The organism is Luteimonas salinisoli (assembly GCF_013425525.1).
GTDB classification, from domain to species: Bacteria; Pseudomonadota; Gammaproteobacteria; order Xanthomonadales; family Xanthomonadaceae; genus Luteimonas; species Luteimonas salinisoli.
In genome coordinates, this window is record NZ_JACCKA010000093.1 from 57,761 (window position 1) to 68,110 (window position 10,350).

A 10,350-nucleotide genomic window follows, 5' to 3' on the forward strand; every position below is an offset into this window, starting at 1 on the left:
CTCCTATTGTGCCCTCATCACGGTTGCGGCGGCAGCTTTCCCATCGCCTGCGCGAGCGCGATCACCCGCCCGGTGAAGTCCGTGTAGCCATCTCGCGGCTGCGGCTCGTCGCCGTCCGATGCCGCGATCTGCCGCACCGCCACCAGCCCGGCCATCGGCACCACCACGATGTATTGGCCCAGATAGCCCTGGGCCTCGTAGGCGACGACCGGCCCTTCATCGATATCGAACAGCCGGAAGGGTCCGATGCCGCGTTTTTCGATCAGTTCCTCTCGAACCACCTGCATCTCTTCGCCGAATCGTTCCTGCAGGCCATCGAACATCGCGGCCCTGCCGTCGAAGCGGGCGCCGGCAAGAGCGCTGTCGATCCGTTGAACCAACGATTCCGGCACGCCCTTTTCACGCAGCATGGCCGCGCTGCCCGGGTCGTAGCTGAAATGCATCCACGCTGGGCGCCGCCACCAGAGCAGGCCGCAACCCGGCTCCCCGTCCTGCCCCTGCGCGAGCATCTCGTCGATGAAGGCGGCCGGTACCAACTGCCGCTCCTCGTACCTGCCGCGATCGAGTACCAGCTGTCCGATGCGTGCGGCATCGGCGGCGGACAGCGGGAGGCCGGCCATCGCATACGGATTGCCGGCTGCGTCCTTGTCCCATTCCGCGGCCTGGACGCCGAGCTGGCCGAACAGCCCGTCGTTGAAGAAGGCATCCATCGGCTTGCCCGAGGCCTTCTCGATGATGCCGGCCAACAGGTTGACCGCCTTGTTGTTGTAGAAGAATTCCGCACCCGGCTCGCTGCCCAGGTCCGCGGCCAGCGCGAGCTGCACGGCATCGGGCGCGGGGTAGATCTCCTCCGTCGCCAGCATCACGTTCTGCAGGCCCGAGGTGTGGTTGAGCAGCATGCGGACGGTGACGTCGCGTTTGCCGCGCTGCTTCCACTCCGGGTAGAAGTCGGCGACCGGCTGGTCCAGCGATGCGATCCCGCCCTGCGCCAGCAACTGGCCGATGCCGAGCGCCACCACCGACTTGGTCGCCGACATCAGCTCGATCGGGGCGGGCGGCGTTCCGTCCCGGTAGTAGCTGCCGATATCGCGACCGTCATGGAGAACGAGGACGGCATCGCTACGGCTTTGCCGGCCTTCCTCGAGCAGGCTGTCGAGCGCGGCACGGGCCTCGGGCGACAGTTCCGCGGCAACGACCACGGGCGTGGCCAGAGTCAGGACGAGAGCGAGGGCCGAGGCGAACGGGCCCTGGATCGCATGAAACATCGACGCACTCCTTCGCTTGCGGAACCGGACCGCCATCGTCCACGGCCCATGCCCCGCGGGCATGTGCTGTTGGGCGACCAACCAAAGTCACGCCGATGGCATGGCCGCTGCCGGCATTAGAGCTTCTGCAGCCGCACTATCGCGGCGTCCAGCGTCGCGGCGTTCTTGGCGAAACACAGCCGCGCCAGGCGCTGGCCGGGCGGCGGCGACGCGTAGAACGGCGACAGCGGGATCGCCGCCACGCCCTTCTCGATCGTCAACCAGCGGCAGAACGCCGCATCGTCCAGATCGCTTGTCTCCGAATAGTCCACCAGCTGGAAATACCCGCCCGGCACCGGCAGCGGCAGCAGCCGCGTCCCCAGCAGCTGCTCCCGGAAACGGTCGCGCTTGGCCTGATAGAACGCTCCCAGCCCCTCGTCGTGCTCCGGCTCCGCCTCCAGCATCGCCGCGAACGCGTGCTGCGCCGGCGCGAAGCTGCAGAACACGTTGTACTGGTGCACCTTGCGGAACTCCTCCGACAGCGCCGGCGGCGCCACGCAATAGCCCAGCTTCCAGCCCGTGCAGTGATAGGTCTTGCCGAAACTGGATACCACGAACGCACGCGCGCGCAGCTCCGGATGGCGCAGCACCGACTCGTGGCGCGCACCGTCGAACACGATGTGCTCGTAGACCTCGTCGGACAGCAGCCAGATCCCGGTGTCCCGCAGCAGCCCGGCCAGCGTGTCCAGGTCCGTCGCCGACAGCATCGCCCCGGAGGGATTGTGCGGCGAGTTGATCATCAGCATCCGCGTCGCCGGCGTGATCGCCGCGGCGACCCGGTCCCAGTCCGGCGCGAACGTCCGCGGGTGCAGCGGCACGTGCACCGCGCGCGCACCGGCCAGCTCGATCGCCGGCTCGTAGCAGTCGTAGGCCGGATCGAGCACGATCACCTCGTCGCCGGCGCGCACCACCGCATGCACCGCGTCGAAGATCGCCTCGGTGGCGCCGCTGGTGACCGTGATCTCGGTATCCGCATCCGCCTGCACCGCATAGACGCGCGCCAGCTTGGCGGCGATCGCCTGGCGCAGCGCCGGAATCCCGGTCATCGGCGCGTACTGGTTGTGGCCCTCGCGCATCGCCCGCGCCAGCGCATCGACCAGGCGCTCGGGCACCGCGAAATCCGGAAACCCCTGTCCCAGGTTCACCGCACCGTGCGCGGCGGCGAGCTGCGACATCACCGTGAAGATCGTGGTGCCCACACGCGGCAGCTTGGTCTCGGGTTTCATCGGAGGTCTGGTTACCCTGTTGCGGAAGCGATCAGCGCCGGAGTGTAACCGTGGCCGCACCCCCGGACGAAACCGACACAGCGCGGCTGCAGCAGGCCTACCTGGAAGCGGCCTATCGTTGCCGGCTGCGCGGGCACTGGGAGTCGATCCGCATCGGCGAACCGGCGCCCGCCATCGAGGCCGCCCTGCCCGGCGCCGCCTGCTTCGGCCTGCTCTCGGCCTGGAATCCGCGCTCGCGGCCGCTCGCCGAGGCCCTCAACCGCGCCGCCGACGCGCACCTGGCGCAGGCCATCCGCGCCTCCGGACGGCGCGCGCTGCGCGCCTCGGCCGCGGCGCCGGACGGCGGATGGCGCGAACCGGGCTGGCTGGTCGCCGGAATCGACGCGGCCGCGCTCGACGCGCTGGCGCTTCGCTTCGGCCAGCTCGGCGTGCTGCACTGGCAGCGCGGCCGAACGGTCCGCATGCGCATGTACGGCGCGCGGCCGGCGGACCTGGATCCGCATCCCTGCGTCGACTGGATACAATGCGCGGGCCCGCCGGCCCCGGCGGATGCACCCGACTCCCGTCGGCCGCCCCCCGGCCGCGAGTGACCCGATGCCCGATGTTTCCCCGCCGCCGCCCCTGCTCGCCGCACGCGGCCTGAGCTTCTCGCGCAACGACACCCCCGTGTTCGGCCCGCTGGACCTCGACGTGGCCCGCGGCGAGGCGCTGCTGGTGCGCGGCGGCAACGGCGCCGGCAAGACCACCCTGCTGCGGGTGCTCGCCGGGCTGTTGCGCACCGACGCCGGCACGATCGAGGTCGGCGGCCGCGGCGCCAGCCCGGCCACGCGCGCCCGCGCCATCGCCTACCTGGGGCACCTGCCGGCGTTCAAGGCCGACCTCGGCGCGCTCGAGAACCTGGCGTTCCTGTGCGGCCTGCACGGCCTGCGCGCGGCCCGGGACCCGGAGCGGGCGCTGGCGCTCGTCGGCCTGGCCGGCTACGAGGAGACCCCGGCGCGGCAGCTCTCGGCAGGACAGAAGAAACGTCTCTCGCTGGCGCGCATGTGGCTGTCCCCGGCCCCGCTGTGGTTGCTCGACGAGCCCTACGCCAACCTCGACCTGGAGGGCGTGGACCTGGTCAACCGGCTGGTGCGGGCGCATCTGGAGGACGGCGGCGCGGCGCTGGTCACCACCCATGGCGCCTACGCCGCGCCGCCGGTGCGCACGCGAACGCTGACGCTCGGGGACGCAGCGGAGCCGCCGAGCGCCGGGGCGCCCACGGCCATGGCCGCGGGAGGGTCGCACGCGGCGGCAGCCCCCGGCCGGCGGGACGCGGGCTAGCCGATGGACGCCATCCCCACCCTGGCCGGCACCGCCAAGGCGCTGGTCCTGCGCGACCTGCGCCTGCTCTGGCGCCGCCGCGGCGACGCCCTGCAGCCGGCGCTGTTCGCGCTGCTGGTGATCGTGCTGTTCGCGCTGGCGCTCGGCGGCGAGGCCGAGGTCCTGGCGGCCGTGGCGCCGGCGGTGCTCTGGGTCGCGGTGCTGCTGTCGGGGCTGCTGGCGCTGGACACGCTGTTCCGCGGCGATGCCGAAGACGGCTCGCTGGAGCAGTGGATGCTGGCGCCGGTGCCGCTGGCCTGGCTGGTCCTGGTGCGCACCGCCACCCACTGGGCCACCACCGCGCTGCCGCTGCTGCTGGCGGCGCCGCTGCTGGCCGAACTGCTGCAGCTGCCGCACGCGCAACTGCCGGCGCTGCTGGCCTCGCTGGCGCTGGGCACGCCGCTGCTCAGCCTGCTCGGCGCGGTGGTGGCCGCATTAACCGTCGGCATGCGCCGCTCCGGTATCCTATTGGCGCTGCTGGCGTTGCCGCTGTACGTGCCGGTGCTGGTGTTCGGGGCCGGCAGCGTCGCGCTGGCCGCGCAGGGACACGACCCCGCCGGCGCGCTGCTGATGCTGGGAGCCGGCCTGGCGCTGGCGCTGGTGCTGGCGCCGGTGGCCGCCGCCGCGGCGATCCGGATCGCGCTCCACTGAACGTCTCCAACCGTACCCACCGCCACCGACCGTCTTCCCCGCCCACACGGGGGAGCCAACAGAACGAATGAATCCCGTCCTTCGCTGGTTCCACCAACTCGGCTCGCCGCCCACCTTCGACCGCTTCGCCGCGCGCTGGGCGCCGTGGGGCTACGGGCTCGGCGTGCTGGCGATGGCCTGGGGCGTCTACGGCGCGCTGTTCCTGGCGCCCGCGGACTACCAGCAGGGCGACAGCTTCAGGATCCTCTACATCCACGTGCCGAGCGCCTGGATGAGCCTGGCCGTGTATGCGCTGATGGCGCTGTACGCGGCGATCGCGCTGGTGTGGCGGATCAAGCTGTGCGAGATCCTGGCGATGGCCTGCGCGCCGATCGGCGCGGCCTTCACCGTGATCACCCTGGCCACCGGCAGCATCTGGGGCAAGCCGATGTGGGGCACCTGGTGGGACTGGGACCCGCGCCTGACCAGCCAGCTGATCCTGTTGTTCCTGTACCTCGGGGTGATCGGCCTGTACGGCGCCATCGACGACCGCCGCGCCGCCGCGCGCGCCGCCGGGCTGCTGGCGATCGTCGGCGTGGTGCTGCTGCCGGTGATCCGCTACTCGGTGCTGTGGTGGAACTCGCTGCACCAGGGCCAGACCATCCGCGTGTTCGGCGAGTCGTCGATGGACGCCAGCATGCTGCCGCCGCTGATCTGGATGCTGGTCGGCACCAAGCTGTGGTTCGTCGGTTCGCTGCTGGCCCGCGCCCGCGCCGACAATCTGCAGCGCGAGGCCGGCAAGGACTGGGTGCGGCGGCTGGTGGAGCCGCGGCCATGAGCTACGGCAGCTATGTGCTCGCCGCCTACCTGGTGTTCGCCGTGGTGCTGCTGTGGGACTTCGTCGCCCCGCGCATCCGCACCCGCCAGCTGTTGCGCGCGCTGGCGCTGCTCGCCAGACGCCGCACCGCACGCCTCTCTTCGCAGGAACCGCCCCGATGAATCCCGTCCGCCGCCGCCGCCTGCTGTTCGTGGTCGCCCTGGTCGCCGCCGCCGCAATCGCCGCGACGCTGGTGGCGATGGCCCTGCAGCGCAACATCGCCTATCTCTACACCCCGGCCGAAGTGCTCGACGGGCGCGCCGGGGAGGCCGTCTCCTCCGGACAGGCGCGCTTCCGGCTCGGCGGCATGGTCGCCGGCGGCTCCTTCAGCCGCGAAAGCGGCTCGATGCAGGCGCGGTTCCTGGTCGACGACGGCGATGCCGAGCTGCCGGTGGTCTACACCGGCATCCTTCCGGACCTGTTCCGCGAGAACCAGGCGGTGGTCGCCACCGGCCGCATGCAGGACGGCGTCTTCGTCGCCGAACAGGTCCTGGCCAAGCACGACGAGACCTACGTGCCCAAGGAAGTCGCCGACAAGATGGGGCTGGCGCACGAGAAACACGGTGTGGAAACGCCGGCGGACCCGGAAGCGAGCCGTTGATCGGCGCCCTCCCGACCGTCGCCCGCGCAGCGGCGCCGCATACGCGGAGCGCACCGGATGCTGCCTGAACTCGGCCAGATCGCGCTCCTGCTCGCGCTGGTCGCCGCGGCGCTGCAGACGGTGCTGCCGCTGCTCGGCGCGCACCGCGGCATCGCCCCGTGGATGGCGATGGCGCGCCCGGCCGCCTGGCTGCAGCTGGCGCTGGTGGCGCTCGCCTACGCGCTGCTGACCCGCGCGTTCGTCGCCCAGGACTTCTCGGTGCTCTATGTCGCCGAGAACTCCAACTCGCTGCTGCCGATGATCTACCGCTACACCGCGGTCTGGGGCGGCCATGAGGGCTCGCTACTGCTGTGGGTGCTGATCATCGCGCTGTGGAACGGCGCGGTGGCGCGGTTCTCGCGCAGCCTGCCGCCCGAGGTGACGGCACGGGTGCTGGGGGTGATGGGCGCGGTGTCGCTGGGCTTCCTGGCGTTCACCATCTTCACCAGCAATCCGTTCGACCGCCTGCTGCCGGCGGCGGTGGAGGGCCGCGACCTCAACCCGCTGCTGCAGGACCCGGGGATGATCGTCCACCCGCCGCTGCTGTACATCGGCTACGCCGGATTCGTGGTGCCGTTCGCGTTCGCGATCGCGGCGTTGCTCGACGGCCGGGTCGACGTGCGCTGGCTGCGCTGGACCCGGCCGTGGACCAACGTCGCCTGGGGCTTCCTGACCATGGGCATCGCGCTGGGCAGCTGGTGGGCCTACTACGAGCTCGGCTGGGGCGGCTGGTGGTTCTGGGACCCGGTGGAAAACGCCAGCTTCATGCCGTGGCTGGCCGGCGCCGCGCTGATCCATTCGCAGGCGGTCACCGAGAAACGCGGCAGTTTCCGCGGCTGGACCCTGCTGCTGGCGATCGCCACGTTCTCGCTGTCGCTGCTGGGCGCGTTCCTGGTGCGCTCCGGAGTGCTGACCAGCGTGCACAGCTTCGCGGCCGATCCCTCGCGCGGGCTGTTCATCCTGGTGTTCCTCGGCCTGGTGGTCGGCGCGTCGCTGCTGCTGTACGCGCTGCGCGCCCCGGACAACGAGGACGGCAAGCCGTTCGCCGCGCGCTCGCGCGAGACCCTGCTGCTGCTCAACAACCTGCTGCTGGTCGCCGCCTGCGCGATGGTGCTGCTGGGCACGCTGTATCCGCTGCTGGCGGACGCCCTCGACCTCGGCAAGATCTCGGTGGGCCCGCCGTACTTCGGCACGCTGTTCCTGGTGCTGATGGCGCCGCTGGTGCTGCTGCTGCCGTTCGGGCCGCTGACGCGCTGGCAGCGCGAGGACATGTCGCGGCCGACGGCGATGCTGCTGCCGTGGTTCGTGCTCGCACTGCTGGGCGGGGCGGCGGCGTTCTTCGTCGCGCCGCAGGGGCCCTGGAAGGCCGCGGCCGGCGTCGCCGGCGCGCTCTGGGTCGGCCTGGGCACGCTGCGCTTCGTGTGGTCGCGGCTGCGCTCGGCGGGCGGGCGGATGACCGCGGAGATGCTGGGGATGAGCCTGGCGCACTTCGGCATCGCCCTGTTCGTGGTCGGGGCGCTGCTGGTCGAGGGGCTGAACGTGCAGCGCGAGGTGGCGCTGCGGCCCGGAGAGTCGATCGAGATCGGCCGCCACGCGTTCCGCTTCGACGGCGTCGAGCGCGTGCGTGGGCCGAACTACACCGCCGACCGCGGCACCGTGCAGCTGTCGCGCGACGGCAGGCCCGTGGCGATGATGCGTCCCGAGAAGCGCCACTACGCCAGCGGCGGCCAGGTGATGACCGAGGCGGCGATCCACCCCGGCCTGTCCGGCGACGTCTTCGCCGCGCTCGGCGAGCCGCTGGGCGGCGACGCCTGGGCCGTGCGCGCGCACGTCAAGCCGTTCGTGCGCTGGATCTGGGCCGGTGCGGCGCTGATGGCGCTCGGCGGCTTCGTCACCGCCGCCGACCGTCGCTTCCGCCGCCTGCCGGAGAAGCCCGCATGACCGGAGCCCGCAGCCGCAACCTGCGCTGGCTGCCGCTGGCGGTGTTCGGCGCGATCGCCGCGCTGCTCGCCGCCGGGGTCTGGATGAGCCGCGACCCGGGCCGCGACGCCCTGCCCTCGCCGCTGATCGGCCGGCCGGCGCCGCAGTTCGAGCTGCCGGTGCTGCACGAGCCGGGGAGGCTGGTCGGTTCGGAACAGCTGCGCGGCGCGCCCTACGTGCTCAACGTCTGGGGCAGCTGGTGTCCGGGCTGCCGCGAGGAGCACGGCGTGCTGACCCGCTTCGCCGAGACCCGCCGGGTCCGCGTGATCGGCTACAACTGGAAGGACGAACACGCCGATGCGCTGCGCTGGCTGGAGCAGTTCGGCAACCCCTACTGGATGGTGCTGGTGGACTACGAGGGCCACAGCGCCATCGAATGGGGCATCTACGGTGCGCCGGAGACATTCCTGGTCGACGCCGAGGGCATCGTGCGCTGGAAGCACGTCGGCCCGATGACCGACGCCGACGTGCGCGACGAACTCGTACCGGCGCTGGAGCGGCTGCAATGAACGGTGCCTCCCCACCGACCGTAGAGCGGAGCTTGGGCCGCTGGTCCCGGCTCCGAAGCCAGGGCCAGAGCCAAAGCGCAGCCGAGCAAGCTCGGTTCTACGGGGGTGGCGGCCGCTCTGTCCCGGGCCGCAGGCGAGGAGCAGCGGAGCAAGCTCCGCTCTACGGGGGGCGCTGTCATCCAGCCTGGGATCGCGAGACAGGGATGGCAACGCTGTTCGTCGTTGCGGCTCTGGCCGTGCTGCTGGTGCTGCTGCCCGGGGCCGCGCTCGCGCAGGCGGCGCAGGATCCGGCGCCGCTGCAGTTCCGCGACCGCGCCGAGGAAGAGCGTTTCCGCGGCCTGGTGGCCGAGCTGCGCTGCGTGATGTGCCAGAACCAGTCGCTGGCCGACTCCAACGCCCAGATCGCCCACGACCTGCGCCGCGAGGTGCTGATACTGATGCGGCGCGACCTGGACGATGCGCAGATCCGCCAGCACCTGGTCGACCGCTACGGCGAGTTCGTGCTGTACCGCCCACGCATGGGCGCGGCCACCTGGCTGCTGTGGTTCGGACCGGCCCTGCTGCTGCTCGGCGGCGCTGTAGCGATTTACCGCGTGGTGCGCAGGCGCAGCGCCGCGCAGCGGGCGGTGCCCGAGGACGAGGGCCAGGAATGGTGAGCCTGCCCTTCCTGCTGCTGGCGGGCGTGCTGGTGGTCGCGACGTCCTTCGCGCTGGCGTGGCCGCTGCGCGCGCAGCGCGGTCTGTTCGCCGGGATCGTGGTGGCGGTGCCGGTGTTCGCGCTGTCGCTGTACAGCCTGGTCGGCACGCCGGCGGGCCTGGAGCCGGCGCAGCGCGAGACGCCGCGCACCCTGGCCGAGGCGATCGCCCGCCTCGAGGCCGACCTCGAGCGCGACCCGCGGCAGGCCGAGGGCTGGCGCCTGCTCGGCCGCGCCTATCGCGAGGAAGAGCGTGCGGAGGACGCGCGCGACGCGTTCGCGCGGGCCGCGAAACTGGCGCCCGAGGACGTCGGCGCGCAACTGGAGTACGCCGAGTCGCGCGCCCAGGCCGATCCGCGCTCCCACTTCGACGAGGAGGCCATCGCCATCCTCGAAGGGGTCCTGCGGGACGATCCGGACCAGGAGCGCGCGCGCCTGTTCCTGGGCATCGCCCGACGCCAGGCCGGACGCGACGCCGAAGCCGCAGAGATCTGGGAGCCGCTGTTGCCCGGCCTCGGCCCCGAGGCCGCGGCCGGACTGCGCGAACAGATCGACCTCGCCCGCCAGGCGGGCGGCCTGCCGCCGCTGGACCGCAGCGGAGCCGACGCCCCCGCGGCCGCGGCCACCGAAGGCGTGCGCGTGCACGTCGCCCTCGATCCGGAGTTCGCCGCTCGCGTGCGCCTCGACCCGCGGGCCAGCGTGTTCGTCATCGCGCGCATTCCTGGAGGCCCGCCGATGCCGGTGGCGGCGCAGAAGCGCAGCGTGGCGGAACTGCCGCTGAGGCTCACCCTCGGCGACGGCGACAGTCCGATGCCCACGCAGAAGCTGTCGGAACTGTCCGAAGTGGAGATCCTGGCGCGCATCTCCTCCAGCGGCAGCGCCACGCCGCAGGAGGGCGACATCGCCTCCAAAGCGGTACGCGTCGCGCTGCCTTCGAGCGACATCGTGGAGCTGACGCTGGGCGCCGACCACTAGGCCAATAGCAGGCCACGCGGCAGCGGTCCGGCGCATCCGCAAGAGCCCCTCGCTCGGGCAGGCTGCGCTTCCACGATCGTCCTCGCCCCGGACACAACGGACCGCGGAACAGCGCCGGAAGCCTCGGCGCCGTGTCCAGGGCCGGTGCGGCGCCCC

The 10,350-nt window shown here is 72.1% G+C and carries 12 protein-coding genes; 10 read left to right on the forward strand and 2 right to left on the reverse strand.

Annotated elements, in window-relative coordinates; translation table 11 throughout:
* Nucleotides 1–17: 17 nt before the first annotated feature.
* Both H0E84_RS18960 and H0E84_RS18965 read right to left on the reverse strand, forming a co-directional pair.
* On the reverse strand, nucleotides 18–1,265 hold the full coding sequence (locus tag H0E84_RS18960) for a serine hydrolase domain-containing protein (protein ID WP_180680220.1): 1,248 nt from the start codon (nucleotides 1,263–1,265) through the stop codon (nucleotides 18–20).
* 116 nt (nucleotides 1,266–1,381) lie between these two features.
* On the reverse strand, nucleotides 1,382–2,530 hold the full coding sequence (locus H0E84_RS18965) for a pyridoxal phosphate-dependent aminotransferase (protein ID WP_180680221.1): 1,149 nt from the start codon (nucleotides 2,528–2,530) through the stop codon (nucleotides 1,382–1,384).
* A gap of 50 nt (nucleotides 2,531–2,580) precedes the next feature.
* On the opposite strand from H0E84_RS18965, the gene H0E84_RS18970 reads away from it, so the two are divergent.
* The 10 genes from H0E84_RS18970 to H0E84_RS19015 all read left to right on the forward strand — a co-directional run bounded on the left by H0E84_RS18970 (nucleotide 2,581) and on the right by H0E84_RS19015 (nucleotide 10,194).
* A complete protein-coding gene (locus H0E84_RS18970; RefSeq protein ID WP_180680222.1) occupies nucleotides 2,581–3,120 on the forward strand; it encodes a DUF3293 domain-containing protein in 540 nt (179 codons plus the stop codon).
* Between the two features lie 4 nt (nucleotides 3,121–3,124).
* Nucleotides 3,125–3,850 (forward strand): heme ABC exporter ATP-binding protein CcmA, encoded by a 726-nt coding sequence (ccmA, locus tag H0E84_RS18975; RefSeq protein WP_180680223.1) that lies wholly within the window; start codon nucleotides 3,125–3,127, stop codon nucleotides 3,848–3,850.
* Between the two features lie 3 nt (nucleotides 3,851–3,853).
* Nucleotides 3,854–4,540 (forward strand): heme exporter protein CcmB, encoded by a 687-nt coding sequence (gene ccmB / locus H0E84_RS18980; RefSeq protein WP_180680224.1) that lies wholly within the window; start codon nucleotides 3,854–3,856, stop codon nucleotides 4,538–4,540.
* Between the two features lie 67 nt (nucleotides 4,541–4,607).
* Nucleotides 4,608–5,357, forward strand: coding sequence for a heme ABC transporter permease CcmC (gene ccmC, locus H0E84_RS18985; protein ID WP_180680225.1), 750 nt, complete (start codon nucleotides 4,608–4,610; stop codon nucleotides 5,355–5,357).
* Nucleotides 5,354–5,518: a heme exporter protein CcmD gene (ccmD, locus tag H0E84_RS18990; protein ID WP_180680226.1), complete on the forward strand. Its 165-nt coding sequence runs from the start codon at nucleotides 5,354–5,356 to the stop codon at nucleotides 5,516–5,518. The genes ccmC and ccmD overlap by 4 nt, the downstream gene beginning before the upstream one ends.
* Nucleotides 5,515–5,997 (forward strand): cytochrome c maturation protein CcmE, encoded by a 483-nt coding sequence (ccmE, locus tag H0E84_RS18995; RefSeq protein WP_180680227.1) that lies wholly within the window; start codon nucleotides 5,515–5,517, stop codon nucleotides 5,995–5,997. The genes ccmD and ccmE overlap by 4 nt, the downstream gene beginning before the upstream one ends.
* A 57-nt stretch (nucleotides 5,998–6,054) precedes the next feature.
* Nucleotides 6,055–7,977 (forward strand): heme lyase CcmF/NrfE family subunit, encoded by a 1,923-nt coding sequence (locus tag H0E84_RS19000; RefSeq protein ID WP_180680228.1) that lies wholly within the window; start codon nucleotides 6,055–6,057, stop codon nucleotides 7,975–7,977.
* On the forward strand, nucleotides 7,974–8,525 hold the full coding sequence (locus H0E84_RS19005; protein ID WP_180680229.1) for a DsbE family thiol:disulfide interchange protein: 552 nt from the start codon (nucleotides 7,974–7,976) through the stop codon (nucleotides 8,523–8,525). The genes H0E84_RS19000 and H0E84_RS19005 overlap by 4 nt, the downstream gene beginning before the upstream one ends.
* 203 nt (nucleotides 8,526–8,728) lie before the next feature.
* Nucleotides 8,729–9,181: a cytochrome c-type biogenesis protein gene (locus tag H0E84_RS19010; RefSeq protein ID WP_180680230.1), complete on the forward strand. Its 453-nt coding sequence runs from the start codon at nucleotides 8,729–8,731 to the stop codon at nucleotides 9,179–9,181.
* On the forward strand, nucleotides 9,175–10,194 hold the full coding sequence (locus tag H0E84_RS19015; protein ID WP_180680231.1) for a tetratricopeptide repeat protein: 1,020 nt from the start codon (nucleotides 9,175–9,177) through the stop codon (nucleotides 10,192–10,194). Before H0E84_RS19010 ends, H0E84_RS19015 begins: the two co-directional genes overlap by 7 nt.
* Nucleotides 10,195–10,350: the final 156 nt, after the last annotated feature.